The sequence below is a fragment of the Hyphomicrobium sp. LHD-15 genome (genome assembly GCF_031157355.1).
Taxonomy (GTDB): Bacteria; Pseudomonadota; Alphaproteobacteria; order Rhizobiales; family Hyphomicrobiaceae; genus Hyphomicrobium_C.
On record NZ_JAVIFT010000005.1, the window covers coordinates 166,295 to 190,883 of the forward strand.

Consider the following 24,589-nt stretch of genomic DNA (forward strand, 5'->3'; position numbering starts at 1 on the left):
TATTACATAAGCGCATTTCCGCACATCCCCGCTCAAAATTTTCCGTGCCCCCGCAGAGACTTACGCGCGTGGCGAAGTCGTCATTCGCGCCTGTTTCATGTCTGGCACAAGAGTTGCCCCTTAGGAAACTGCCGACCGGTGATCTTCTATCGCCGCGATGGCCCGCCAAGGCAACGAGCAACGCTCGCAAACGGGGATGTTTCCTATGACGACGACTTTCAGTCCGCCAGTCGCAGATAGCGGCTCCCAAACACTCCATCGCGCCATCGACTGGCGCGGCGCGTTCTGGGTCGCGAGCGGCGTTCCCGCGCTCGTCCTGTTTTCCATCGGCGGCATTGCCGGCACCGCCGGCAAGGTGGCGTTCCTGATCTGGATTGTGTCCATGATCATGGGCTTCATCCAATCATTCACCTACGCCGAGATCGCGGGCCTGTTCCCGAACAAGTCGGGCGGCGCCTCTGTCTACGGTGCGGCCGCCTGGGTCCGCTATTCGAAGCTCATCGCGCCACTCTCGGTCTGGTGCAACTGGGTCGCCTGGACGCCGGTGCTGTCGCTCGGCTGCTCGATCGCAGCGGCTTACATTCTGAACGCGCTCGCCCCGATCCCCGCCGCCGACGCCCCGCAAGTGCTCGCCTGGATCAAGGCCAACGCCAGCTCCATTGCCGCGGATTCGCCGCGCATCGCCGAATGGCTGGCTGCCAACGCCGGCAAGACCGCGCAAGACGCGATCGACGCGCTGCTGAGCCAGGATGCCATCGCGGCCCTGACGCCCGCTGCCCGCACCTGGACGCTCTTCACGCATTCGCTCGGGCCCGTGTCGTTCTCTCTCAACGTCGCCTTCTTCATCGGCGCGGTTCTGATGCTGCTCGTGTTCGCGATCCAGCATCGCGGCATTCTCGGAACCGCCAGCGTGCAGAAGTACATCGGCCTCCTGGTCATCGTTCCGATGCTGATCGTCGGCATCGTCCCGATCCTCACCGGCCAGATCAACTGGTCCAACTATTCGCCCATCGTCCCCCTCGCCGCCGCCTACGCACCCGAACCCGGTAGCTGGAACATCGGCGGCTGGACCCTGATCCTCGGCGGCATGTTCATCGCCGCCTGGTCGACCTACGGTTTCGAGACCGCGATCTGCTACACGAGCGAATTCCGCAACCCGAAGACTGACACCTTCAAGGCGATCTTCTACTCGGGCCTCCTGTGCGTGCTGCTCTACACGCTGGTGCCGTTCACGTTCCAGGGTGTGCTCGGCCTTGAAGGCATGCTTGCGACCCCGATCGTCGACGGCTCGGGCGTTGCCGAAGCCATGGCCACGATGGTCGGCGGCTCCGGCTTCGTCACCAACATCCTCGTGATGCTGATGATCCTGGCCTTGATGCTGTCGATCATGACGGCGATGGCCGGCTCCTCGCGCACGCTTTATCAGGGCTCGATTGACGGCTGGCTTCCGCGCTACCTGAGCCACGTCAACTCACACGGTGCTCCGACGTCCGCGATGTGGACCGACCTCTGCGTCAACCTCGTGGTGCTGGCGATCGCCTGCGCCGATGCGACGAGCTTCTTCTTCATCCTCGCCGTGTCGAACGTCGGCTACATCATCTTCAACTTCCTGAACCTCAATGCCGGCTGGATTCACCGCATCGACAACGCGCATGTCGAACGTCCGTGGCGCGCTCCGACCTGGATCCTCGGCCTCGGCACGCTGTTCGCGTTCGTCAACGCAGCCTTCATGGGCGCAGGCGCGAAAGTCTGGAACCCGCTCGCGCTGTGGGCCGGCTTCACCGCTGCAGCCCTAATCATTCCGGTGTTCCTGTTCCGTCACTACGTGCAGGACAAGGGCGTGTTTCCGGCTCACATGCTGGAGGACTTGAACCTCAAGCCCGGCGATCTCGCGGTGAAGAAGGCTGGCATCCTGCCGTACCTGACACTCGCCGCCGGCCTTGCCGTGGTGCTGATCTCGAACTGGTTCTTCCAGCTTCCGGGATAGACGAGACGACCCAGGTGGAGCGAGGCCATCCTTCCTCTGCGGCCTCCTCCACCGCCCCATCCGATTTTCCTGCAATGCCCGCTAGCTAAGCCACGGGCCCAATGTTTGGGCAACGAAAGGAGCCGAATGACGAAGTCGCGCAGCCCTCCCGAAAACCGCGCGTAAGCGCGCGAAACCCCTGACTCCATGGCCGTTTGAGAGCCAAACCGGCAGAGCCTCCGAGCCCTGTTTCATGGCTGGCACAAGAGTTGCCTCTAGGGAAAGTTGCTAAGCGAGTGAGCACCGCGCGATCGGACGCGGCGCTGGCTTGTTGAGCTGGGGCTGCACTGCGAGTTAGCAGGGGAGATTTTGCATGACGGATCAAGCAACAGCGATGACGACGCTGTTCACGGAGTTCTACTTCTTCTTGTGTATCGTGCTGATGTTCTTCATCCACATGGGCTTCTGTATGTACGAAGTCGGCGTGGCACGCACGAAGAACGTTCAGCACACGCTGCTTAAGAACGCGATGGCCATCCCAACCATCGGCATCGCGTTCTATCTCTTCGGAATGTGGATCTATATCGCGCTGCAGGGCTGGCCGGTGGCCACCACTGAAGTCAGCTTCGCGACGGGCTTCGAGCCCTGGTCCAAGACTCTCGCACCAAACCTGGCGGACCGCATTTCCGGCGTCTTCCTCGGCGCCTTCATGCTGTTCGGCATGACCGCAGGCTCCATCGTTTCCGGCGCCATCATCGAGCGCTCCAAGACGATCGGCTTCCTCATCCTTGCCGTCTACGTCGGCGCCGTAGCCTGGGTTGTTCCCGCGGCTTGGGCTTGGGCCGGCAACGGCTGGATGGTGCAATACCTCGGCTACCACGATCAGTATTGCTCTGCGATCCTGCACAGCGTGGCGGGCTTTGCTGCTCTCGCCATTCTGATCAACCTCGGGCCGCGCATCGGCAAGTTCGCACCCAATGGCGAGCCGCGCGAAATTCCGGCTCACAATCCGTGGATGGTCACCCTCGGCCTGTTCATGATCTATGTCGGCTTCTTCGGCTTCTACGCCGCGTGCCACATCCCGATCGTGAACATCGCTGCGGAAGGCCAGCCGGCTTACTGGACGGCCACCAACATCTACGGCTTCCCGATCACGCTGTCGGGCGTCACGATGAACTTCCTGCTGGCACTGCTCGCCGGCATGATGACGGCCTACATGGTCTCGGGCGGAAACGCATTCTGGACCTTCTCCGGCGGTCTCACCGGCCTGATCAGCGCCAGCTCCGGCAACGATCTCTACCATCCGGTGGTCGCCGCGATGCTCGCTGTCGCCGGCACGATCTTCGGCTACATGATGCACAACTGGGTCGAGAAGCGGTTCAAGCTCGACGACGCGGTCGGCGCGGTTGCCGTTCACGGCTACTGCGGCGTGTTCGGCGGTATCGCCGCCGGCTTCCTGCTGTGGGGTTATCCCGCCATCAATCCGAGCGCCGGCACTCTCGTTGCGCTCTCGGAAGGTGCTGGCTGGTTTGGCACCAACGCCGAAGGCCTGCCGATCATCACCCCGATGGGCAACATCATCGGCACGCTCGTCTTCGCAATCGGCTTCGGCTTCATCCCGACCTACATCATCGCAAGGGTGCTGAAGGCATTCGGCATGCTGCGCGTCGATCCGAAGGTCGAGCTGACCGGTCTCGACGGCGATGCACAGGGAGCCACCTACCCGAACCTTTCGGGCGCAGAGGCTGCCTTCGAGAAGCTGCAGCGTAAGGAAGCCAAGACTTGAAAAGCTCTGGAATGGCGCCCGCCGTTCCAGCGATGGTTTCACACCGAACTCTAGGGCGTGGAAGGCACGTAGTTCAGAAGCGCCCTAGCTAACACGTAGAAGCTGAAAGGAGAGCACCTATGCAGACTGGCATCACATCTCTCAGCAAACTCACCGAAGTCACGACCGTCTATCCGTTCGCGGGACTGGAAGTTCCTTTCGCGATCGCGACGCTCGCTTTCTTCGGCGTGTTCCTCGCATGGCAGTTCGTCATGGAGACCAAGCACCACAAGGCGATCATCGGCAACTTCACGGCAAGCCCCGCCGAATAAGCGATCGCTGAACCGTATCCGCCGGCTGGCTGAGCACCCCGGCCGGCGGTGCGTACCTCGAGGCCCCAGGACCCTTGGCTTGAGGCCTCGAGATTTACTTCCGCAACGACACGCATTCGAGGACGCTCATGGCAGCGGCGATGCTGAGCCGACCCGTCTATCCCGGCCTCGTGCCGGACATGCACGCAAAGCACAATCTGATCGTGACCGAGGGTGAAGGCGCCGAAGCCGTCCTCGACCTCGCGACAAAAACCTCCGCTGAATTCTTCGCCAGAACGACGATCCTCTACTGTACCGCGGGTTCCGCCGCAAAGGATCACGAGACCGCCCTCGCGAAGCTCAATCCGAAACATCTCTGGGTTCTGCCGAGCCTGCCGACGGTGATGTTCCGCCTGAAAGGCGTGCTCGCAACCGCCGACATGGGCACCCGCCTCTATGCGGCCGGAACCGAGCCGTTCATCGGCAGCGTCATCCAGGAAGCCCTCGCCGCCGGCATCGATTTCAAATCCGTCGTGACCGAGCACCGCGGCTCCGCCAAGCGCCGTGTCCAGTGCGTTCACTGCAAGGGCATGACCGAGAACGTTACGACAAATCCCGTGGCCTGCAGCCATTGCGGCATCAATCTGTTCGTTCGCGATCACTATTCGCGGCGCCTCGGCGCGTTCCAGGGCGTCATCATCGACGCCGAGGAACCTGGCTCCGCTCCTCCCCCCGAAGAGATCTACCGATGACGACAAACCAAATCCGCGTTCGCGTGGCCGAAGTTGAAACGGTTGCAGCTCAGATCCGCCGCCTGAAGCTCGTGCCCATCGGCATGAGCGGCCTTCCGGATTTCTCCGGTGGCGCCCATACCATTCTCTCAATTCCGGACGGCGAGCGGACGTTGCGCAACCCGTACTCGCTGATGAGCTCGCCCTACGATACGTCTTCGTACGAGGTGAGCGTTCTGAAGGCGGCGGAGTCCCGCGGCGGATCGGCCTTCATCCATGACAAGATCCGCGAAGGCTTGCCGATCACCATCAGCGCACCGGTGAACCTGTTCCCGGTCGATCGCCGGGCGCGCCGTCACATCCTGATCGCCGGCGGCATCGGCATTACGCCGTTCATGTCGATCATGCGCCAGCTCGAACACGATGACGTGCCGTTCGAGCTGCACTACGGCATGCGCAGCCAGGAGCGCGGCGCCTACTGGCGCCAGCTCAGAGAGACCTACGGCCACCGCGTGCACATCTACTTCGAAGACCAGGGACAGACGATCCCGCTAAAGACGCTGCTCGATGGCCAGCCACTCGGAACCCACGTTTACGTCTGTGGCCCGTCCACGATGATCGACTGGGTGCTGAACGGGGCCCGCGACGCAGGATGGCCTGCCGAGAACGTCCACTACGAGCGCTTCAGCGCACCGCCCCCTGGGACATCCTTCACGGTCGAACTCGCCCGTTCCGGAAAGACCGTTCCCGTAGGGCCCCACCAGAGCATGCTCGAAGCGCTGGAAGCCGCCGGCATCGATGCGCCCTATCTGTGCCGAGGCGGCGCTTGCGGCCAATGCGAGACCCGCATCGTCTCGTGCGCGGGCGCGATCCAGCACAACGACCACTACCTGTCCGACGCCGAGAAGGCTGCCGGCGACAAGATCATGATCTGCGTCTCGCGCGTCGACGGATCCACCGTCACGCTCGATCTCTGACGCATGCCTTACGCTGACCCCGGCAACGGAGCACCCACACCATGGGCTTGATGTTCAAGGACGAGACCTATCGCGGCGATTTCACGTTCGCGAACAGCCCGGCTGCGATCCGCCATTTTCCGTTCCCGTTCCATGAAGACAAGTACATGTATGCGGTCAACATCGAGCCGCATGTTCCCGGCCGCAAAGGCACCGCCTACGAGTTCCCCATCGATATCGACGAGCACTATCTCGCCGACATGCGCGATCGCGCCATTACGCTGGCCGAGGATCCGCTGCGCTGCCAGTCGCTCCCCCACATGCTGGCCGCCGAATGGGATCTCGTCGAGCTTCTAATGACCTCGATGGCCCGCGACTACCCGGAACACTTCTCGCTCACTCGCGATGGCGACCAGTGGCACTGGATCAATCGCCCCATGAAGATCGAGGACAAGTTCACCTTCGGCAACGTCGCAACGCTCCCGTTGCGGCCGATGGAGTACATCACGCGTCAATGCCAGGGCGATTTCTGTCTCCTCGATCAGCGAGACGGCGACCTTTGGATGGACGCCGGCATCGTGACATCGCAGGCCGACTGGTCCTTGGATTTCGACATCGGCATGAGCTTCAAGGAATGGCACGCGCCGGTGCCAATGGCACACGAGATCGGCATCTTCGACCGCGCGTTGAAGTTCCTGCTCGCGATGCAGATCGGGCATCCGGTCCGCCGCCTCAACTGGACCATGACCATCAACCCGCGGCTCGATACGGCGCCCGAAACCTACCCCAAGTGGGGCATCGACCGCACGACGGTCACGCCGGAGAATGTGGGCGATAAAGTTCATTTGCGCGTCGAGTTGCAGGCACTCTGGCGTCTGCCGCGCTCGAACGCGATCGTGTTTTCGATCCGCGGCTATCTTCTCAAGATGCGCGAGTTGGTGACCATTCCGAAATGGAGCCGGCGCATGCACCGCGTGCTGAAAACGCTTCCGCCCGAGATCGCGGCCTACAAGGGTCTGTCGCGCTACCAGCAGACGACAATCGACTGGCTGTCGAAATACGACGACGGGCAGCCAACGTCGCTTGGCTTCTTCCCCGATTGAAAGCGCGCCAACCCGCCGCCTTCACCTGCAACAAGCATCTGAACAGGAAGCGTTTCCATGGCAGAAAGAATTGCGATCATCGGCGCCGGACCGAGCGGGCTCGCAGCACTCCGGGCTTTTCAAAGCGCCCGCAGCAAGGGCGCCGCAATCCCCGAGCTTGTCTGCTTCGAGAAGCAAAGCGACTGGGGCGGCCTCTGGAACTACACCTGGCGCACCGGAACCGACGAGTTCGGCGAGCCCGTCCACGGCAGCATGTACCGCTATCTCTGGTCCAACGGCCCCAAGGAATGCCTCGAGTTCGCCGACTATTCCTTCGAGGAGCATTTCGGCCGGCCGATCCCGTCCTATCCACCCCGCGCCGTCCTGCACGATTACATCAAGGGCCGCGTCGAAAAGAGCGGCGTGCGCGACTACATCAAGTTCAACCACGCAGTTCGCGGGGTGACTTACTGCGACAAGAGCAAGAAGTTCACCGTCACCGTGAAAGACCTCGTTGCCGACGAGGTGAAAACGTCGGAGTTCGATTACGTCATTGTCGCGTCAGGCCACTTCTCGACACCGAACATCCCTGACTTCCCGGGCCTGCGACAATTCGAAGGCCGCGTGATGCACGCCCACGATTTCCGCTCGGCCGACGAGTTCGCCGGCAAGGATGTGCTCTTGATCGGCGCGTCCTACTCCGCAGAAGACATCGGCATCCAGTGCTACAAGTACGGCGCCAAGTCGATCACCTTCTCCTGGCGCACGCGACCGATGGGCTTCGACTGGCCGGAGCGTATCACCGAGGTGCCGCTTCTGCAGAAGGTCGAAGGCAAGACCGCCTATTTCAAAGACGGCACCAAGAAGGATGTCGATGCCATCGTGCTCTGCACGGGTTACCTGCATCACTTCCCGTTTCTCGACGATCTCCTGCGTCTGAAGACGCGCAACCGCCTCTACCCGCCGCAGCTCTACAAGGGCATTTTCTGGTGGGGCAATCCGAAGCTGATCTACATCGGCATGCAGGATCAGTACTACACCTTCAACATGTTCGACGCGCAGGCTTGGTACGCCCGTGACGTGATCCTCGGCCGCATCAAGCTGCCGCACTACACGGAGATGGCGGCCGACATCAACAAATGGATCAGCCTCGAAGAGAAGCTCAAGGACCCCTTCGAAGCCATCGACTTCCAGACCGAGTACACTCGCGATCTTCTGTCCGCGACCGACTATCCCAAGCTCGACGTCGACACCGTCGCCAAGCTGTTCAAGGAATGGGAGCACCACAAGATGGAAGGCATCCTGACCTATCGGGACAAGTCCTATCCGTCGACGCTGACCGGGAATATGGCACCGACCCATCATACGCCGTGGATGCAGGCCCTCGACGATTCCCTGGAAGCCTTCCTGGCACAGCCGGATCCGGCGGCCAGCAAGGTGGCCTAGTTCGCGAAAATCTGACAAACAGGGGCTTCTCGAAACGAAGCAAAGGCTGAGGGCGGCACAAGTCGCCCCGGCCTGAAGGCATGGCAGCTCCCACCCCATGACAGCCTCCCTCGCTGCCGTCCCGCTCGAACTCTGGATGTTCGCCGCAATCCTCGCTGCCATCGCGATATTCCATCGCCATACGCTGCTGGTCTCGCTGATCGGCGTCGCAGCGATTGCGCTCTACAAAGTGGCGTTTACCGGCTTCAAGGCTGGCCCTGGGCTCTCCGGTCTCACAGCGCATTTCGGGCACGAAGCGGTTCTGCTCATGAACCTTCTCCTTCTGCTGACGGGCTTTGCACTGCTGGCGCGCCATTTCGAAGAGTCGCAGATCCCCGCCATCATGCCCAACCTGCTGCCGGACAACTGGACCGGCGGCGTCGCGCTTCTGGCGCTGATTTTCGTGATGTCGGCCTTTCTCGACAACATCGCCGCCGCGATTATCGGCGGCACCGTGGCACGCAGCGTATTCCGGGGGCGAGTCCACATCGGCTATCTGGCCGCCATCGTCGCAGCGTCAAACGCTGGTGGTTCGGGCAGCGTCGTCGGCGACACCACGACCACGATGATCTGGATTTCCGGCGTGAGCCCTTTGGCCGTCCTGGAAGCCTACATCGCCGCCGCCGTGGCCTTCGTCGTATTCGCGATCCCCGCCGCCCGCAGCCAGCATCGCTACCAGCCGATCTTGAAAGGCACCGCATCCGGCATCGCCATCGTGCCTGGCCGCATCGTCATCGTGCTCTTCATTCTCGCAAGCGCCATCGCCGCCAACGTGCTCGCCACCCTTTACGCGCCCGAGATCCTGGATCACATCCCTCTCGTCGGCCTCGCGGTCTGGGCCGCGATCCTGATCGCCGCCCTCTTTCATCGTCCGGAGTGGAGCCTTCTGCCCGAGGCAACGAAGGGCAGCATCTTCCTGCTCGCGCTCGTCGGCGCCGCCTCGATGATGCCGATCGATGCGCTGCCGCCTGCCTCCGCCGCCACCGCGTTGACGCTCGGCTTCGTGTCGGCTGTGTTCGACAACATCCCGCTGACCGCGCTCGCCATCAAACAGGGAGGTTATGACTGGGGCTACCTCGCCTACGCGGTCGGCTTCGGCGGTTCGATGATCTGGTTCGGCTCGTCGGCCGGCGTCGCCCTGACCAACCTCTTCCCCGAAGCCCGCTCGGTCGCTGCCTGGCTGAAGGCCGGCTGGTTCATCCCACTCGCCTACGTCGCAGGCTTCGGCGCGATGTTCCTGGTTCTCGGTTGGTCGCCATAGCCAATAGAGCGCTCATCCGCCCGAGATCGCCGTCAGCACATAGATCTTCGCACCCGCGCTCAGTTCCGTATCGAGCGCCACCCGCCTTCCATCGACGAACACGTTGATGTGCCGCCGGATCCGCGGAGTGGAATCGACCAGGCGGTCACGCATGCCTGGCCAGCGCTGATCGAGCGCCGCGATCACCTCCGCAAGCGTGCCCGCCGGCACCACCACCTCGCGCTCAGAACCGGGAAACAGATCGAGCAGCGCGCGGGGCAGCACGACGGAAACCGTGGCTCCCGCCGTAGCCCCACCACCTACGCGATCTTGCGCCGTCATTCTTCCCTAGCTCTCGACCACAAGCGTCTCGACCGACGAGATCGCCGGCAGATGCTGCGCGAGGCACGACCAGCTTTCGCCTTCGTCCGCACTCGCGAACAGTGCGCCGCCGCCGGTACCAAAATAGACACCCGCCGGCTCCAGCCGGTCAGTCGCCATGGCTTGGCGTAACACTCCAAAATAGGCGTCCTGTTGCGGCAAGCCGTTGCGGAGCGCCGTCCATGTGGACCCACCATCCCGCGTCCGCCACACGGCGGCCTTCGCATCCGGCATATAGCGCCCTTTTATGTCACCGTTGAGCGGCAGCAGGAACAAGGTGTCGGGATCGCGCGGATGAGCCGCGGCCGGAAACCCGAACGTCGACGGCAAGCCGGCTTCGATGCTCGTCCACGCCCGTCCGCCGTCGTCGCTGCGATACATGCCGCAATGGTTCTGCTGGTAGAGCCGCTCGCCGCCCCCAGGCGCCAGCGCCAGGCTGTGCACGCACTGGCCGAACTCGGGATAGCGCTGATCCTCGGGATTGAAGTCCGCGCGCGTACCGCTGTTGCGCGGCTCCCAGGTCTCGCCGCCGTCGGCCGAATGGAACACGCCGGCCGAGGAGATCCCGACCCAAAGCTTCTTCGGATCATCGGGATGCTGCACGATCACGTGCAGAATGAGCCCGCCGCCGCCCGGCTGCCAATGCTCGCGTGAGGGATGATCGCGCAAGCCCGAAACATGCTTCCAGGTTTCGCCTTCGTCGGTGCTCTTGAACAGACCCGCGGGCTCGACGCCCGCATAGAGAGCGTCGCGCCCCTGCGCGAGGCTCCACGCCGCCGCGATCGGCGTTTCGCCTTCGGGATAGGAAAGCCCAGCGCTCGAATGCGTCCAGGTCTCACCGAGATCGGTCGATTTCCAGATCGCAGGCCCGAACCACGCATTGCCGCCGGCGGCGTAGATCGTGCCCGTAGCGGGATCGGCCGCCACGTGCTGGATCGGCCACGTATTGCAGAACGGTCCCTTGAGCGCCCACGAGCGGCGCTGCTTGTCGCCTTCGAGAATGAAGGCGCCCTTCTTGGTCCCGAGCAGGATGAGCACTTTCTCCATGGTATCCTCCCGTAGATCAGTTTTACGATTGCGGGGACAAAACGGCGGGGCCTTCCGCCATGGCCTTGAGACTGGCGAGCCCAGCCGAGAAGTCGTCTCCGCACATCTTCTCCATGTCGATAAAGAGATGGAGCACCTTCGCGAACAGCGGCACCTGTCCCTGCATCGACCAGGTCACGTTAGTTGTGGCGCCTTCGGGGACGAGCGTGAACGAGACCAGGTTCCGGGCCGACATCGGCTTGATCATGTTGAGCTCCATATCGACCTTCGAGGAAGGTACGGAGCCGATGATGCCGAACCATCCCTTACCGATCTCACGATTCCCGTCCCAGTCCAGCCGCTGCCCGACGCCGCGATCGGGGCCGCTGTAGACCCGCGCCATGTTCGGATCTTTCTTGTCGAACGGAGACCAGGTCGAAAACTTGCGGAGATCGTTGATCAACGGAAAGATCGTCTCTGCCGGCGCGTTGATCGAAACCGAGCGCGAAACTTGAAAAGTATCCGGCCGCCGCGAGGCAAAAACCACAATAACGGCAATAATTGCCGCAAGCGTCAGAAGTGAATAGAGCGCGATCTCGAGCATGATGTCCTCCATGAGCTGGACTTAGGACGAAGACGCATCGTGTAAGCCGACAATCGTGCGCAAAAAATAAGTACCGAAGGGAGACCGGGGCTACGTCACCTTACTCTTTGACCCGATAGTCTTGGCGCCGGCGCGGCCCTCGTCTCCGAGCTTGTCGAGATGCAGGCGGATATGGGCCGCTTCCTGCGCGGTCCGCGCGAGTGCAATTGCCCGGCCGAACGCCTCTCGCGCTTCCGGCGCACGGCCAAGCTGCGACAGCAGCGCTCCTTTGAGCCCGAAGAAATGGAAATAGCCGGAAAGTTTGGGCGCCAGCGGCTCGATCATCGCCAACGCCGCTTCCGCACCCCGCACCTTGCTGACCGCAACCGCCCGGTTGAGCGTCACGACCGGAGACGGCTGTAGTTGCTCGAGCGTCGAATAGAGAAGGTCGATCTGCCCCCAGTCGGTTGCGTCCCATACCTCGGCGGTGGCGTGCAGCGCCGCGATTGCAGCCTGCACCTGATAAGGCCCGGGACGGCGGTGGCGCATCGCCTTGTCGATCAGCGCGGTGCCCTCGGCAATCATCCCCTTGTTCCAGAGGTTGCGATCCTGATCTTCGAGCAGCACGATGGCACCGTCCGCATCGAGGCGCGCGGCCGAACGCGCATGCTGAAGCAGAAGAAGCGCGGTGAGACCCAGGATTTCAGGCTCTGATTGGAAGAGCTTCAGCAACAAGCGCGCGAGCCGGATGGCTTCCTCGCACAGCGGCAGGCGCACGTGCGCGTCGCCTCCGCTCGCCGAATAGCCTTCGTTGAAAATCAGGTAGACCATGGCGGCAACCGCGCCGAGCCGTTGGCTCCGCTCGACCGCGCCCGGCGTCTCGAACGGCACCTCGGCCTCGCCGACGCGCCGCTTGGCCCGCGTGATGCGCTGCTCCATCGCTGCTTCGCTGACGAGAAACGCGCGCGCAATCTCGGGCACCGTAAGCCCAGAGACGACGCGCAGGGCAAGCGCGATCTGCTGCGTCGCGGGCAGGTCCGGGTGGCAGCAAATGAACAGCAGCCGCAGGATGTCGTCACGATAGTGCGCGTCGTCGAGCCGGTCTGCGAGCGCGCTTTCCGCATCGTCGAGATCGGAGATCGCATGCTCGTCCGGCAGCGCTTCCGATTTCCGCTCGCGCCGAAGGGCATCGATCGCCACGTTGCGGCCCACCATGATCAACCAGGCAGCCGGATCCCGCGGCGGGCCGTTCTGCGGCCACGACTTCAGCGCCTTGAGAGAAGCCTCCTGAAAGGCCTCCTCCGCGCGGTCGAGATCGCGGAAATAGCGCAGCAACGCGGCCATCACCTGAGGCCGCGCCCCGGTCACCGCCGCATCGAGCCAGCCCAGATCCGTCACGTGCCCGCGCTCCAATCAAAGAAGTATCCGATCGGCCGGACTTCATAAGCGCCACCGGGATTGACGTCGGCCAGCTCCTTGGCGAAGGCCAGCGCCTCCTCGAGCCCTGAGCAATCGACAACAAAGAAGCCGAGCAGTTGCTCCTTGGTCTCGGCAAACGGCCCATCCAGCACCACCGGAGGTTCGTTATCCTTGCGCAGCGTCGTCGCCGCCGTCGTCGGCATCAGGCGAGCAACGGGCCCGAGCTTCTTGGCCTTCGACCACCGCTCCTCGACCACGGCGATCTTCGCCATGATCTCCGCATCATGCTCGGCACTCCAGGCACAGACGACATTTTCCGAGTGATAACAAAGCACTGCATATTTCATTGTGGCTCCGTCCCGATATCCGTACTGCCCAAGGAACGAACGAGACTAGTCGATCCCGACCACCCCCGCCAAAAACCCTCAAAGGACGACAAGGCAGGGGAGACCGGCTAACCGCCAAAAGCCGGCTCGAAATAAAAAATCGTTTGTCATCCGCACGTTCCGCCGGGAACAGCGGCGGCGGCGGTTTTGGGTGAAATTGCTCTCATCAACCCCGGCGTCACAGACGCTTCAAGCACGATGGAGAGAGCCATGACCCCGATCACGACCATCCTCGCAAGTGCAGTTGCCCTCGGCGCGCTCGTTGTTTCGAGCCAGGCCGGTGCCGTCAGCCTCGGCGTAAAGCTTGCCTGCGCAAAGGATTATTACGCCTACTGCAGCCAGCACACCCCCGACAGCCCCGGCGTTCGCAAGTGCATGCGCGCTCACGGCCCGCAGCTTTCCAAGGGTTGCATCGGCGCCCTCGTCTCGGCCGGCGAAGTCTCCAAGTCGGTTGTCGAGAAGAAGCTCGCCGCCAACTAATCCGGATCGATAGATCCAGGCCCGGCACGTGCGCCGGGAGCATCCAAGCCGGGGCGCCTCTCCACGCTCCGGCTTTTTCTTTTGCGCAAGCCTGGGACGGTTAAGGCGAGATTCGAAACAGGGGCGATACGGGGGAAATGGTGCTGCCGGCGAGGATTGAACTTGCGACCTCTCCCTTACCAAGGGAGTGCTCTACCACTGAGCTACGACAGCCAATGAAAATATCCGCTTAAGATCAACGGGTTGACGGGATGTTGAGCCCGCCGAAGCGCCGTATCCTCCCATTGATGGGTGCGGAATGGGCGCGGCCACACTGATCGGCACAGCCGCGCCGTGATCATCTACCCGAGCCGCGAAGCGAGAGCAACCGTTGCGGCGGTAAAAAATGCGCTTCTTCCGCAAGCCTTGTCAGTCTGCCGCAGTCACGATCTCGCTTCCCCGGAACAGCACCGACTGGAAGCACGCCGTGAACTGAGTGGACGGCGCCGCCTGCATGGTGACCTGAAGCGCCTTGGGCATCCCTTCGAGCGGCATCACCCCGCCCGACAACAGGTTCATGACGACGAAGAATGAAATTGTCGCCACCCCGAATTGAGGCATCGATTTCGCGAGCGTGATGCCGAGCGCCAAGCGGTCCTTTGACAGCGCACCGCGCGCCGCATTGGCCGACATTGAGACTTCGAAATCGAGCCGCTACCATGCCCCGACCTGCATCGGGCTCACTCGATTTTACGCAAGCCCGACAAGCCCTTCTCGATGCGCCATGCGGGAACCGGCGGGCGGGCCCGTTGATTGAAGTCAACCATCGGCCTCCGCCGGAGCGGCTATCATGCCGCCATGCCGCCAACGGCGAAAGCCCCGGAAATGAGGAGGCCTTGCAAATATGTTTAAACACATCTTGATCGGAACCGACGGCTCGGAACTCGCGCAGAAGGCCGTCACCGAAGGACTCGAGCTGGCGAAGTGCAGCGGCGCAAAAGTTACGGTGATCAACGTCACCGAGCCGTGGGTGGCAGTCGCACCCGGCGAGATCGCGATGGCTTTCCCGATCAAGGAATACGACGAGAGTGTTGCCGCCAACGCAGCCCAGATCCTGTCCGCGGTCGAGACCCAGGCCAAGGCCCTTGATGTCGCCTGCACGACGCTCCACGTCAAAGACCAGTTCCCGGCCGAAGGCATCGTCGAGACGGCGACCCAGCGGGGTTGCGACTTGATCGTGATGTCCTCTCACGGACGGCGCGGACTGATGCGCTTCCTGCTCGGCAGCCAGGCCATCAAGGTTCTGACCCACAGCGCGATTCCCGTGCTGGTTTGCCGGTGAACCGGCCTGCTGCTGGTGGAAGCATCCCCGCGGGATGCGAGCAATCCAACCGATGCCGCACAGTCAATATTCATGATTTCGAGCATGAATGGCGGCGAGGAATGAGATCGGCAACGAGGCGAGACCCATGACGAATTCCGGCTCGGCGCTCCGCAAGACGGCTCCCGCATCGGCTTCCGCGGGTGAAGCACAAGCTTCCTGGGCTGCACCGTCCGGACGCGAGAGCCGGCCTGACATGTCGGCCGAAGTGAAAGCAGCATCCTCGCCCTTCCAATCGCTTTTCTCTCAGTCGCCTCTTTGGCCCGCACACCCGATGCTTGGCGAGCCTGCTCTGTTCTCGCCCCAATGCGGCCGATCCCTCGACCGCAGCCTGAACTTCCTTGTCTCGCGGCTGACGTTCGGCCTCGCCCCCTCCGCGCTTGCGGAAGTCTACTTCGACTGGCTGATCCATCTTGCCGCCTCGCCCGGAAAGCAGGCCGAGCTGGCCCAGGAAGCGCTCCTCAAGTCCGCACACCTGATGCGCCAGACTTTCCTCTCCGCGCTCCCGCACGAAGCTTCCGCCGAAAACAAGCCGAAAGCCGCCGACAAGCGCTTCGGCGCGCCCGAATGGAACACGTGGCCATTCAGCTTCTTCCGCGACGCCTTCCTGCTTCAGGAGAGCTGGTGGGACAGCGCGACCAAGAACATTCACGGCATGACACGCCAGCACACGCGCGTTGCGAATTTCGTCGCCCGCCAGCTTCTCGACATGACCGCACCCAGCAACTTCATCGCGACCAATCCCGTCGTCTTGGGCGAAACGGTCACGAAAATGGGCACCAACCTCGTCGAAGGATTGTCCAACCTCGCCGAAGACCTCGACCGCAGCTGGACCGGCCAGCCGCCGGTTGGCACCGAACGCTTCAAGGTTGGCGAGAACGTCGCCGCCACACCCGGCAAGGTCGTCTATCGCAACGACCTGATCGAGCTGATCCAGTACGAGCCAACCACCGAGAAGGTCCATGCCGAGCCGGTGCTGATCGTGCCGGCCTGGATCATGAAATATTACATTCTCGATCTGTCGCAGGAAAATTCCCTCGTCAAATACCTGCGCGACGAGGGCTTCACGGTCTTCATGGTCTCGTGGAAGAATCCAACCGCCGAAGAGCGCGATCTCGGCATGGATGCGTACCGCAAGCTAGGAATTCTCTCGGCACTCGATGTCGTCGAGCACATCGTGCCCGGCACCCAGGTGCACGCGGTCGGCTACTGCCTCGGCGGCACGCTATTGTCCATCACCGCCGCCGCTCTCGCCGGCGAAATCGCGGACGGCCGCAAGGAGCGCTTCAAGAGCCTGAGCCTGTTTGCCGCTCAGATGGATTTCATCGATGCCGGCGAGCTCACGCTCTTCATCAACGAAAGCCAGGTCTCGTTCCTGGAAGACGTGATGTACGAGCAGGGCGTTCTCTCGGCTTTCCAGATGGCCGGCACCTTCCAGCTGTTGCGCTCGAACGATCTCATCTGGTCGCGCGTCGTGCGCGACTATATGATGGGCAAGCGCATGCCCTCCTCCGACCTCATGGCGTGGAACGCCGACGCGACCCGCATGCCCGCCCGCATGCACGGCGAATACCTGCGCCGCCTCTATCTCGACAACGAACTGACCGGCGGGCACTACCATGTCGACGGCAAGCCCATCGCGCTGACAGACATCCGCGCGCCGCTGTTCGTGGTCGGCACCGAGACCGACCACGTCGCGCCATGGCGCAGCGTGTACAAGATCAACCTCTTCACCGACACCGAGATCACTTTCGCGCTGACCACCGGCGGCCACAATGCGGGCGTCGTTTCCCCGCCGGCCAATTCGAAACGCCAGTTCCGGATTGCAACCCGCGCCGCAACCGACACCTATATCGACCCCGATCGCTGGCTCGCCGAAACGCCGCGCCAGTCCGGATCGTGGTGGCCGGCCTGGACCGACTGGCTGCGCAAGAAATCCTCGGGACGCATGACGGCCCCGCCGCATCTGGGCGGCGCCGGCGCCAGGGAGGATCTGCCCCCGGCTCCCGGCACCTATGTTTTCCAACGCTGAAAGCCTGGGATAGCCTCAATCGCCCCGCGCCGGCTGCATGCCGATCACGCCACCAGCGATCCGAACGGCCGTTTCGCCGCGAGAAAGCTTGGAACGTCCTTTTCAGTCAGTGGCTTCGCGAAATAGTGCCCTTGAAGGCTGCCACAGCCCATGCTTGAGAGCAGCAGCGCCTGCTCCTTGTTCTCGACACCTTCGGCCGTGATGTGCAGATCGAGGCTCCGGCCGAGCTGCGCGATAGCCTGCACGATCGACAGGCTGTCCTTGTTCGTCTGCATGTCTTTGACGAACGACCTATCGATCTTCAAGCGATCGATCGGATAGGCCTTGATATGCGAGAGCGACGCATAGCCCGTGCCGAAATCGTCGAGGGCGATCTCGACATCGAGCTTGTGAAGCTGCTCCAGCGCTTCGCTGACATGCACCGCACCGCTGCCCAGGAACACGCGTTCCGTGACCTCGATGCAGAGCCGGTTAGGCTGCACATTGAACATTTCGAGCTTTGCCTTGAGCCGGCGAGCGAAGCATCCGAATGCAAAATCCGCTGACGTCACATTGAAGGCGACCCGTCCGAATTCGAGTCCCTGTCTCTCCCAGCTCGCGATCTGCCGGAGCACGAGATCCGCGACGCGGTTTCCGATCGCAAGCGCGACCTTCGGGTCCTCGAAGATTTCCTCGAAGCTGTTTGGCGTCAGCAGCCCTTGCGTTGGATGGCGCCAGCGCAGCAGCGCCTCGAACGACGGCGGCGCGGCCAGATCCTTGGGTACGATCGGCTGATAGTAGGTCACGAACTCGTTGCGCGTCAGCGCATCGAGAACATCCTTCTGAAGCTCCACGCGCCGGTCGAGTTCGGCCCTGAGGTGGGCCGAGAAGCGCTCCGTACGGCCACGCCCGAGGCTCTTCGCGCGATAGAGCGCAAGATCGGCGTTCTTGAGCAAGTCGCCCGGCTCCGTCGCGTCGCGGGGGAATATCGTCACCCCGATGCTGGCCGAGCAGGATCTGAGCGTCCCCGACAAATGGATCGGATCTTCGAATTCTCTTTCGATCGCGGCAAGCGCCGCATAGATCTCCGCCTCGTGCTGGCGCCCGAGAACAAGCACCGCAAACTCGTCGCCGCCGAGCCGAGCGATCACGTCGCTGCCGCCGAGCGCACCCTTCAGTCGGGTGGCAATGATCTTCAGGAGCTCATCGCCGGCATCGTGCCCGAGCGTATCGTTGATCTCCTTGAAGTGGTCGAGATCGATCAGCGCAACGCCCATCGCATTCTCGTTCATGCTTTTCGAAGCGATGGCCTCGCGCAGCGTTTCGTTGAACAATCGCCGGTTCGGAAGCTCTGTCAGAGAGTCGAGCTTCGCCAGCCGCCAGAGCTTGTCCTGCAGTTTCTTACGCTCGGAAATTTCCTCGGTCAGCATCATCATGCCGCCGACCACGCCGTCCGGCGTGGACCAGTGGCGCACCTCCCACCGGATGATGTTCTCTGAGCCGTCCGCCCGGACGAAACGTTCCTCTTCGCTCCGCTCCGCGGGCGCGCCCGCGAGAATGCGGGCATGTTTGGCGCGCCACCGCGCGGGCACTTCCGGAAACACGTCATAGTGATTGAGGCCGACGAGCGACGACTGCTCGAGCCCGTAGTCCTGCAGCCAGCGCTCGGTATGGGCCACGTAGCGCATTTCGGTATCGAACATCGCAACGGAAGCCGGCGCGTGTTTGACGAAGGCTTCGAGGCGGGCGTGCGCGCGCTTGAGCTCGAGCTCGGCGCTTCGTTGCTCGGTCACGTCGACGCCGATCGTCGTGATGCTTTCCAGCTCCCCGCTTTTCCCCTTCCACGGAATGACGATGGCCTTGATCCAGACCAGCGATCCATTTTTCGCCCGATCACAGAATTCACCGGACCACGTCTTCCCGGAGTTTACGGTGCCCCACATCTCGGCGAGATAGTCCGGGCTGTACACGCCGGAGCAAAGCGCGCCCATCGGCTGCTCGCGAAGCTCGTCGAGCGTATATCCCATACGGCGAAGCAGATTGTCGTTTGCCTCGTAGAAGCGGCCCTGCGTGTCGGACTTCGACACCAGGAAGTGCGTACAGAGCATCTCCGAGTAGGAGCGAACCGCGTCCTCGGATCGGTCTGCCGAAATCTTCTCGCCTTCCGCGATGACGATCGCGATCACGGCGATTGCGATTGAAGCGACGGCGTTCGCGGCAATCACCGCCGTCACCCAGGTGAGGCCTTCGGTCAGCGCGAGCGCGAGCGTTACGGCAAGGAGGGCAGCCAGACCGATGACCAAAATGGGAATGCCAAAACGCAACTGATCCGCAAACGCGGTCAGGCTCTGACGAACGTGAGAGGCACTGGCAATCCACATTTCAAAGAACCGGCGAGAAAACAAATCCGAGAACAGAACATCAGCAGCCTCTCAAAATACCGTTTGCGGCAGATTAAAATTGCCGACAGCGCAATTGCGAAGCCCTTATGCTGCATTGCGATTTTCGAGGTTTCGCGTTGAAAGTATGCGATTTTATACGCTGTATAAAAAATGCGCACTGCACCGCAAAAAGTGCCCCAGCCAGGCTAAAATGCGTCTTCAAACGATGAAATTGATCACTGTATACATCAACGCGGCGAGGGAGGCCGCAGCCGGCACCGTGATGATCCAGGCGGCCACGATGGTCGCGAAATGCGACCTGCGCACGAGCTTGCGCCTGCGCAACACGTCCTGATCGATGGCCGTGAGATAGCGCGGCACCTGGTGGACCCTGTACCCGCGCTCGAAGTGGCGCCGCCTGCGATAGCGAACCGTCCAGTACTCGCGGAAAAAGCCGACGCCGAAAATAGCCCCGACGGCGATATGCGTCGAACTCACCGGCAAGCCGAGCGCGGACGCGACGATAACCGTCAGCGCCGCCGAAAGCGCCACGCAATAGGCCCGCATCGGGTTCATTTTCGTAATCTGGTCGCCGACGAGGCGGACGAGGCGCGGCCCGAACAGCAGAAGGCCGAGACTGATCCCAAAAGCGCCGATCATCATCACCCACGACGGAAGCGAAACGCTGCCGCCGACCGGAACCCCATCGAGGCTGTGCAGGATCGCCGCGACCGGCCCGACGGCATTGGCGACGTCGTTGGCCCCGTGCGCAAACGACAGCAGGGCGGCCGAGAAAATCAGCGGCAGGCGGAACAGCGGCTTGAGCGATTGCCTCCGGTTCTCGAGACCTTCCGATTGCCGCCGGATCATCGGATCGACGCCAGCGTAGACGAGAATGCCTGCCGCAACCGATATGCCAAGAACCCATTGCGGGCCGGGCGCCCAGATATGTCCGAGCCCTTTGACCAGCAGATAGCCGGCGAATGCCGCCGCCATCACCGCAATCAGCACCGGCACCCAGCGTCGCGCCGCCGCGATCTTGTCGTCGCGGTAGATGATCATCACCTTGATGAAGGCCAGAAACAGCGCCGCAACGACGCCGCCGAGCAGTGGCGAGATCACCCAGCTCGCCGCGATGGTGCCGAGCACCCCCCAATCGATCGGCTGCGGGCCGATGGCGGCGAGCGCCGCTCCGAGCACGGCGCCGACGATGGCATGCGTCGTCGAGATCGGCGCGCCGAGAAACGTTGCCAGATGGACGCAGAGCGCCGACGACAGCAACGCCGACAGCATCAGCCAGACGAAGGTTTGCGGATCGGAAACCTCGGCCGGATTGACCAGCCCCTTCGAGATCGTCTCGACCACGTCGCCACCCGCGAGCAGCGCACCCGCGCTTTCGCAGATGGCAGCGATGATGAGCGCGCCCGTCATCGTCAGCGCGCGCGCACCGACCGCAGGGCTCACATTGTTTGCGACGTCGTTGGCGCCGATCGTCAGCGCCATGTACCCGCCGATCACCGCCGCGGCGACGATCAGCGTTGCCTTGCCCCCGAAGCCGATGTGATAGGCGGCGAGGCATCCTGCCAAGGTTAGAAAAAGCAGGGCGATCCCGGGCGCAACAAGGCCGCGCGTGGCGGAGCGCGTCGCCTCCTCCATGCGGTCGATTTTTCCGAGATCTTTGTCGAGGGTCGATTTACGCAGCCGCTCGGGCTTGTCGGCGGCCCTCGGCACGTTCTGCAACGTCATCGCCTATCCCCCTCTCGGGGTCTTAAGCGAGACAACGCAAAAAAACAAACCCAACGCACGACTTATGCCTCCATTCTGCATGGAGGCCGGCAGATCCGCGCGTGACCGGCCTACCCCCCGCCGGGCGGACCGACGAGTTGCCCGAGCCGCAGTAGGATTTGCGCCAGGCCCCGCTCCCGCACGAGATCGGCCGCCTGCTCGGGCCCAACCCAGGTCTGCCGCCGGCTACGCTGCTCCGGCCAATGCACGAACTGGTGAGTGACTTTCATCGGATAGACCACAACCCGGCATCGCGCCCATGCCAGGAAATGCAGGCGTTTCGTATAGTCGAACGAGCCGATCGGCTCCGCCCCGACGTCGCCGCCGACACCCGCCTCCTCGAAGGCCTCGAGCGCGGCGAGCTCACGGCCCGTGAGCTTCGTTTTCGGCCAGCCCTTCGGAATCACCCAGCGCCCCGTGCCCCGACTGGAGACGAGCAACACGAGCCAACCCTCCGGGCCCTCGACGAAGGGCAGCACGGCGAATTGCTTGAGAGGCTCCATTGCGCATCTCCCAAACCGCGAATCACGCAACGACGTTACGACAGCAGGCGCTGACCGCCGCTCGTTACTCGCTTTGACAGTTGGGAAAAAGGCCTTTCGCTGCCCACGGGCCGCAGAACGGGCGATTAGACGGAAGCGAAACGTTTAAGACACGCCTCGGCCTCGCTGACCATACCGCGCACGAGATCACCCGCCGGGACAATGCCGTCGATCAGCCCGACGGCCTCTCCGACGAACGTGTTGCTCCCCTCCGGATCGCCGTCGGCCCAGGCCTTGCGATATTTCTGGGCCTCCTCTTCGGCCACCGCGATCAGCTCCTGCTCGCGCCCATGCCAGCGCGCCGTATAGGCGTTGTTGAGCACGCGGGCCGTGTACCGGCTGGGCCAGTCGAGGCGGCGTGCCAAATCCATCACCTGCGTGCGGATCGTATCGTCGCCGTTAGCGGCAAGCGCGGCCGCGTGCATCCTGGGGCCGACGTTGGCCTCGGCGGAAGCCCACAACCGCGATCCGACCAAGACGCCGTCGGCGCCGAGCATCAGCGCCGCCGCAAGACCCCGCCCATCGGCGATACCGCCCGCCGCGCACAAGAGCGTCTGCGGAGAGCGCCGCGCGATCAGGTCGGCAACCTCAGGCACCAATGTCAGCGTCGCCCGCTTCTCGCCGTGCCCACCCGCTTCCGACCCCTGCGCCACCACGACGTCGGCGCCGCAATCGAGGGCGTGCTCCGCATCGCGTAACGTCTGGACCTGCGTGATCAGCGCCGCCCCCGCATCTTTCACGCGCGAAACCAATGGCGCCGGATCCCCGAACGACAGGAAAATGGCTTTCGGTCTGTGCGCCAGCACGAGATCCAAGAGAGCAGGCTGCCGCAGAAGCGACCAGGTGATGAACCCGCATCCGAACTGCCCGGCTTCGACGAGACCAAGTTGCTCTTCGAGCCAGGCCGCATCGCCGTAGCCGCCACCGATGAGCCCGAGCCCGCCGGCTGCCGAAACCGCGGACGCCAGGCGCCCACCCGCAGCGAATGCCATCGGCGCGGAAATGATCGGATGGGAAAGCGAAAGTCGCTCGGTAAGCCGTGTCGAAAGAGCCATGTCGCAAACGCCTCCGCTAGAACATTCAACCCGCGTCGATCGCCAGCGCGTCCGCGAGCGCCTTCGGCTTCGCGACGAGATCGGCGAGCGTCCAACCGTCGAGCGAGGATAGGAATGCGCCGAGCGCCTGGTTGAGCACGCGCTTCAGCCGGCACACGTCGGTGATACGGCAGAGATCGTCGCTGCCGAAACATTCGACGAGCCGAAAATCCTCCTCCATCGCGCGCACCACAGCTCCGAGCCGGATGCTCTCCGCATCGCCCTTGAGCCTCAGCCCGCCGCCACGCCCGCGAACCGTCTCGACGAAGCCGTGCTGCGCCAGCCGGTGCACGACCTTCATCAAATGGTTTTCCGAGATGCCGTAGGCGCGAGCGATCTCCTCGATCGTGGCGAGCCGATCTGGCTTTGCGCCGAGATACATCAGCACGCGCAGCGAATAGTCCGAATGTGTGGTCAGCCGCATCGAAACCGCCCGCCGAAATGCCACATTGAGCCACGCTTGGCTCCAGCCGACATAAGATGTATTCTAAATATATCTTAAAAGATAGGTCGAGAGTGTTCTCAGCCATGCAGCACACGCCCCATCCGAAGGCTCCCGGTCTCGCGGTCGGCATCACCGAGGCCATGATCCACGACCTCGTGCACAGCTTCTATGCCGAGGTGCGGCGCGATCCTCTGCTGGGGCCGATCTTCGGAGCCCGTATTGAGGATTGGGACGCCCACCTCGAAAAGCTTTGCGCGTTCTGGTCGTCGGTCGCGCTGATGACCGGACGTTTCAAAGGCCGCCCGATGCCGGTGCACATCGCCATCCCCGACATCTCCATCGAACATTTCGAGCGTTGGCTGGCTCTCTTCCGCGCGACCGCAAAGAACGTCTGCCCCGAGCCCGCCGCCGCACTCTTCATCGACCGGGCCGAGCGGATCGCCGAATCCCTCCACCTCGGCATCAGCCTGCATCGCGGCGAAGGCCCCGGCTTCACGCCCGCCAAGTTTGCCTCCACCCCCGCAGACGCCTGACGTAGCGTTTCATGGCATGAGCGCCCCGCAACCAGACGACTGGAAGGGATGGCGCCGCGAGCAGCGCCGGAGATTGCTGGAAGCGCGCAATGCGCTGCCCTCGGCGACGCGGCGCGCTCTGTCGGCGCGCGTCATCGCCAACCTCGACACGGCGCTTGGTGACCTCCCCGTCGCGACACTCGGCCTCTACTGGCCGATCAAGCGCGAGATCGACCTTCTTGAGTGGGCCCGTCATTTGAGCGCGGAACGTGGGATTGCGCTTGCCCTTCCTGTCATCACGGCCCCTAAGCAACCGCTCGACTATTGCGTCTGGCAACCCGGCGCCCCCCTGCGCCCGGGCGTCTGGAACATCCCCGAGCCGGCGGAAAAGCAGTTCATTGCCCCTGAAATCGTCATCGCCCCCCTCGTGGGGTTCTGCGGATGCTGGCGACTCGGCTACGGCGGCGGCTACTTCGACCGCACCCTCGCCGCCCGCAATCCGAGGCCGCTCGCCATCGGAATTGGGTTTGACGAGAGCGAATTGACGGACTTCGCGCCTCAAAAACACGATCTCGCGATGAAACTAATCGTCACCGAAAGTCGTATTGTAGGTAGTGCCAAGTAATTTTTGTGGCCGCACGATCTAAA

The 24,589-nt window shown here is 62.9% G+C and carries 24 protein-coding genes and 1 tRNA gene; 13 read left to right on the forward strand and 12 right to left on the reverse strand.

Annotation, left to right across the window (positions count from 1 at the left end; translation table 11 throughout):
- Window positions 1–205 precede the first annotated feature (205 nt).
- The 8 genes from RCO24_RS15640 (at window position 206) to RCO24_RS15675 (ending at window position 9,557) form a co-directional block, all read left to right on the forward strand.
- Entirely contained in the window at window positions 206–1,987 is a 1,782-nt protein-coding gene (locus tag RCO24_RS15640) for an APC family permease (RefSeq protein WP_308963423.1), read from the forward strand.
- Window positions 1,988–2,339: 352 nt separating this feature from the next.
- Complete coding sequence (locus RCO24_RS15645; RefSeq protein WP_308963425.1) at window positions 2,340–3,752, forward strand: ammonium transporter; 1,413 nt, start codon at window positions 2,340–2,342, stop codon at window positions 3,750–3,752.
- 119 nt (window positions 3,753–3,871) lie between these two features.
- Entirely contained in the window at window positions 3,872–4,063 is a 192-nt protein-coding gene (locus RCO24_RS15650) for a hypothetical protein (protein ID WP_308963427.1), read from the forward strand.
- Window positions 4,064–4,191: 128 nt separating this feature from the next.
- Window positions 4,192–4,794 carry a dimethylamine monooxygenase subunit DmmA family protein gene (locus RCO24_RS15655; protein WP_308963428.1) on the forward strand — a complete coding sequence of 201 codons (603 nt, stop codon included), beginning with the start codon at window positions 4,192–4,194 and terminating at the stop codon, window positions 4,792–4,794.
- Window positions 4,791–5,750, forward strand: coding sequence for a PDR/VanB family oxidoreductase (locus RCO24_RS15660; protein ID WP_308963429.1), 960 nt, complete (start codon window positions 4,791–4,793; stop codon window positions 5,748–5,750). The genes RCO24_RS15655 and RCO24_RS15660 overlap by 4 nt, the downstream gene beginning before the upstream one ends.
- Window positions 5,751–5,791: 41 nt before the next feature.
- On the forward strand, window positions 5,792–6,832 hold the full coding sequence (locus tag RCO24_RS15665) for a DUF3445 domain-containing protein (RefSeq protein ID WP_308963430.1): 1,041 nt from the start codon (window positions 5,792–5,794) through the stop codon (window positions 6,830–6,832).
- A 57-nt stretch (window positions 6,833–6,889) separates the two neighbouring features.
- Window positions 6,890–8,257, forward strand: coding sequence for an NAD(P)/FAD-dependent oxidoreductase (locus RCO24_RS15670; protein WP_308963432.1), 1,368 nt, complete (start codon window positions 6,890–6,892; stop codon window positions 8,255–8,257).
- 97 nt (window positions 8,258–8,354) lie between these two features.
- Window positions 8,355–9,557 (forward strand): citrate transporter, encoded by a 1,203-nt coding sequence (locus RCO24_RS15675; protein WP_308963434.1) that lies wholly within the window; start codon window positions 8,355–8,357, stop codon window positions 9,555–9,557.
- Between the two features lie 12 nt (window positions 9,558–9,569).
- Here the strand turns inward: RCO24_RS15675 and RCO24_RS15680 are convergent, their stop codons facing one another.
- The 5 genes from RCO24_RS15680 to RCO24_RS15700 all read right to left on the reverse strand — a co-directional run bounded on the left by RCO24_RS15680 (window position 9,570) and on the right by RCO24_RS15700 (window position 13,292).
- Window positions 9,570–9,878, reverse strand: coding sequence for a MoaD/ThiS family protein (locus RCO24_RS15680; protein ID WP_308963436.1), 309 nt, complete (start codon window positions 9,876–9,878; stop codon window positions 9,570–9,572).
- Window positions 9,879–9,884: 6 nt separating this feature from the next.
- Window positions 9,885–10,964: an exo-alpha-sialidase gene (locus RCO24_RS15685; protein WP_308963437.1), complete on the reverse strand. Its 1,080-nt coding sequence runs from the start codon at window positions 10,962–10,964 to the stop codon at window positions 9,885–9,887.
- Window positions 10,965–10,986: 22 nt separating this feature from the next.
- On the reverse strand, window positions 10,987–11,547 hold the full coding sequence (locus tag RCO24_RS15690) for an SRPBCC family protein (protein WP_308963438.1): 561 nt from the start codon (window positions 11,545–11,547) through the stop codon (window positions 10,987–10,989).
- 90 nt (window positions 11,548–11,637) lie between these two features.
- Window positions 11,638–12,924 carry an RNA polymerase sigma factor gene (locus RCO24_RS15695; RefSeq protein WP_308963439.1) on the reverse strand — a complete coding sequence of 429 codons (1,287 nt, stop codon included), beginning with the start codon at window positions 12,922–12,924 and terminating at the stop codon, window positions 11,638–11,640.
- On the reverse strand, window positions 12,921–13,292 hold the full coding sequence (locus RCO24_RS15700; RefSeq protein ID WP_308963440.1) for a YciI family protein: 372 nt from the start codon (window positions 13,290–13,292) through the stop codon (window positions 12,921–12,923). Before RCO24_RS15700 ends, RCO24_RS15695 begins: the two co-directional genes overlap by 4 nt.
- 249 nt (window positions 13,293–13,541) lie before the next feature.
- On the opposite strand from RCO24_RS15700, the gene RCO24_RS15705 reads away from it, so the two are divergent.
- Window positions 13,542–13,811 carry a hypothetical protein gene (locus tag RCO24_RS15705; RefSeq protein ID WP_308963442.1) on the forward strand — a complete coding sequence of 90 codons (270 nt, stop codon included), beginning with the start codon at window positions 13,542–13,544 and terminating at the stop codon, window positions 13,809–13,811.
- Between the two features lie 138 nt (window positions 13,812–13,949).
- Here the strand turns inward: RCO24_RS15705 and RCO24_RS15710 are convergent.
- Both RCO24_RS15710 and RCO24_RS15715 read right to left on the reverse strand, forming a co-directional pair.
- Window positions 13,950–14,024: transfer RNA gene (locus tag RCO24_RS15710), tRNA-Thr, on the reverse strand.
- Window positions 14,025–14,219: 195 nt separating this feature from the next.
- A complete protein-coding gene (locus tag RCO24_RS15715) occupies window positions 14,220–14,483 on the reverse strand; it encodes an ABC transporter permease (RefSeq protein WP_308963444.1) in 264 nt (87 codons plus the stop codon).
- A 211-nt stretch (window positions 14,484–14,694) separates the two neighbouring features.
- On the opposite strand from RCO24_RS15715, the gene RCO24_RS15720 reads away from it, so the two are divergent.
- Window positions 14,695–15,132: a universal stress protein gene (locus tag RCO24_RS15720; RefSeq protein WP_308963446.1), complete on the forward strand. Its 438-nt coding sequence runs from the start codon at window positions 14,695–14,697 to the stop codon at window positions 15,130–15,132.
- A gap of 127 nt (window positions 15,133–15,259) precedes the next feature.
- Window positions 15,260–17,203 (forward strand): alpha/beta fold hydrolase, encoded by a 1,944-nt coding sequence (locus RCO24_RS15725; RefSeq protein WP_308963448.1) that lies wholly within the window; start codon window positions 15,260–15,262, stop codon window positions 17,201–17,203.
- Window positions 17,204–17,247: 44 nt separating this feature from the next.
- Here the strand turns inward: RCO24_RS15725 and RCO24_RS15730 are convergent, their stop codons facing one another.
- From RCO24_RS15730 to RCO24_RS15750, 5 genes are all read right to left on the reverse strand, one after another.
- Window positions 17,248–19,563 (reverse strand): EAL domain-containing protein, encoded by a 2,316-nt coding sequence (locus RCO24_RS15730; RefSeq protein WP_308963449.1) that lies wholly within the window; start codon window positions 19,561–19,563, stop codon window positions 17,248–17,250.
- A 219-nt stretch (window positions 19,564–19,782) separates the two neighbouring features.
- Window positions 19,783–21,309, reverse strand: coding sequence for an anion permease (locus tag RCO24_RS15735; RefSeq protein ID WP_308963450.1), 1,527 nt, complete (start codon window positions 21,307–21,309; stop codon window positions 19,783–19,785).
- Window positions 21,310–21,419: 110 nt separating this feature from the next.
- Complete coding sequence (locus RCO24_RS15740) at window positions 21,420–21,851, reverse strand: NUDIX hydrolase (RefSeq protein WP_308963452.1); 432 nt, start codon at window positions 21,849–21,851, stop codon at window positions 21,420–21,422.
- 125 nt (window positions 21,852–21,976) lie between these two features.
- Window positions 21,977–22,945 carry a nitronate monooxygenase gene (locus tag RCO24_RS15745; RefSeq protein WP_308963453.1) on the reverse strand — a complete coding sequence of 323 codons (969 nt, stop codon included), beginning with the start codon at window positions 22,943–22,945 and terminating at the stop codon, window positions 21,977–21,979.
- A 25-nt stretch (window positions 22,946–22,970) separates the two neighbouring features.
- Entirely contained in the window at window positions 22,971–23,408 is a 438-nt protein-coding gene (locus RCO24_RS15750) for an Rrf2 family transcriptional regulator (RefSeq protein WP_308963454.1), read from the reverse strand.
- Between the two features lie 104 nt (window positions 23,409–23,512).
- Between RCO24_RS15750 and RCO24_RS15755 the strand changes: the two genes are divergently transcribed.
- Entirely contained in the window at window positions 23,513–23,962 is a 450-nt protein-coding gene (locus RCO24_RS15755) for a group III truncated hemoglobin (protein WP_308963455.1), read from the forward strand.
- A 16-nt stretch (window positions 23,963–23,978) separates the two neighbouring features.
- Window positions 23,979–24,566 carry a 5-formyltetrahydrofolate cyclo-ligase gene (locus RCO24_RS15760; RefSeq protein ID WP_308963456.1) on the forward strand — a complete coding sequence of 196 codons (588 nt, stop codon included), beginning with the start codon at window positions 23,979–23,981 and terminating at the stop codon, window positions 24,564–24,566.
- The last annotated feature ends 23 nt before the right edge of the window (window positions 24,567–24,589 follow it).

Excerpts from the sequence above, each read along its gene's own strand:
- RCO24_RS15640 (WP_308963423.1), top strand. The coding sequence starts at position 206 with ATGACGACGACTTTCAGTCCGCCAGTCGCAGATAGCGGCTCCCAAACA.
- RCO24_RS15645 (WP_308963425.1), top strand. The coding sequence starts at position 2,340 with ATGACGGATCAAGCAACAGCGATGACGACGCTGTTCACGGAGTTCTAC.
- RCO24_RS15650 (WP_308963427.1), top strand. The coding sequence starts at position 3,872 with ATGCAGACTGGCATCACATCTCTCAGCAAACTCACCGAAGTCACGACC.
- RCO24_RS15655 (WP_308963428.1), top strand. The coding sequence starts at position 4,192 with ATGGCAGCGGCGATGCTGAGCCGACCCGTCTATCCCGGCCTCGTGCCG.
- RCO24_RS15660 (WP_308963429.1), top strand. The coding sequence starts at position 4,791 with ATGACGACAAACCAAATCCGCGTTCGCGTGGCCGAAGTTGAAACGGTT.
- RCO24_RS15665 (WP_308963430.1), top strand. The coding sequence starts at position 5,792 with ATGGGCTTGATGTTCAAGGACGAGACCTATCGCGGCGATTTCACGTTC.
- RCO24_RS15670 (WP_308963432.1), top strand. The coding sequence starts at position 6,890 with ATGGCAGAAAGAATTGCGATCATCGGCGCCGGACCGAGCGGGCTCGCA.
- RCO24_RS15675 (WP_308963434.1), top strand. The coding sequence starts at position 8,355 with ATGACAGCCTCCCTCGCTGCCGTCCCGCTCGAACTCTGGATGTTCGCC.
- RCO24_RS15680 (WP_308963436.1), bottom strand. The coding sequence starts at position 9,878 with ATGACGGCGCAAGATCGCGTAGGTGGTGGGGCTACGGCGGGAGCCACG.
- RCO24_RS15685 (WP_308963437.1), bottom strand. The coding sequence starts at position 10,964 with ATGGAGAAAGTGCTCATCCTGCTCGGGACCAAGAAGGGCGCCTTCATT.
- RCO24_RS15690 (WP_308963438.1), bottom strand. The coding sequence starts at position 11,547 with ATGCTCGAGATCGCGCTCTATTCACTTCTGACGCTTGCGGCAATTATT.
- RCO24_RS15700 (WP_308963440.1), bottom strand. The coding sequence starts at position 13,292 with ATGAAATATGCAGTGCTTTGTTATCACTCGGAAAATGTCGTCTGTGCC.
- RCO24_RS15705 (WP_308963442.1), top strand. The coding sequence starts at position 13,542 with ATGACCCCGATCACGACCATCCTCGCAAGTGCAGTTGCCCTCGGCGCG.
- RCO24_RS15715 (WP_308963444.1), bottom strand. The coding sequence starts at position 14,483 with ATGTCGGCCAATGCGGCGCGCGGTGCGCTGTCAAAGGACCGCTTGGCG.
- RCO24_RS15720 (WP_308963446.1), top strand. The coding sequence starts at position 14,695 with ATGTTTAAACACATCTTGATCGGAACCGACGGCTCGGAACTCGCGCAG.
- RCO24_RS15725 (WP_308963448.1), top strand. The coding sequence starts at position 15,260 with ATGACGAATTCCGGCTCGGCGCTCCGCAAGACGGCTCCCGCATCGGCT.
- RCO24_RS15730 (WP_308963449.1), bottom strand. The coding sequence starts at position 19,563 with ATGTGGATTGCCAGTGCCTCTCACGTTCGTCAGAGCCTGACCGCGTTT.
- RCO24_RS15735 (WP_308963450.1), bottom strand. The coding sequence starts at position 21,309 with ATGACGTTGCAGAACGTGCCGAGGGCCGCCGACAAGCCCGAGCGGCTG.
- RCO24_RS15740 (WP_308963452.1), bottom strand. The coding sequence starts at position 21,851 with ATGGAGCCTCTCAAGCAATTCGCCGTGCTGCCCTTCGTCGAGGGCCCG.
- RCO24_RS15745 (WP_308963453.1), bottom strand. The coding sequence starts at position 22,945 with ATGGCTCTTTCGACACGGCTTACCGAGCGACTTTCGCTTTCCCATCCG.
- RCO24_RS15750 (WP_308963454.1), bottom strand. The coding sequence starts at position 23,408 with ATGCGGCTGACCACACATTCGGACTATTCGCTGCGCGTGCTGATGTAT.
- RCO24_RS15755 (WP_308963455.1), top strand. The coding sequence starts at position 23,513 with ATGCAGCACACGCCCCATCCGAAGGCTCCCGGTCTCGCGGTCGGCATC.
- RCO24_RS15760 (WP_308963456.1), top strand. The coding sequence starts at position 23,979 with ATGAGCGCCCCGCAACCAGACGACTGGAAGGGATGGCGCCGCGAGCAG.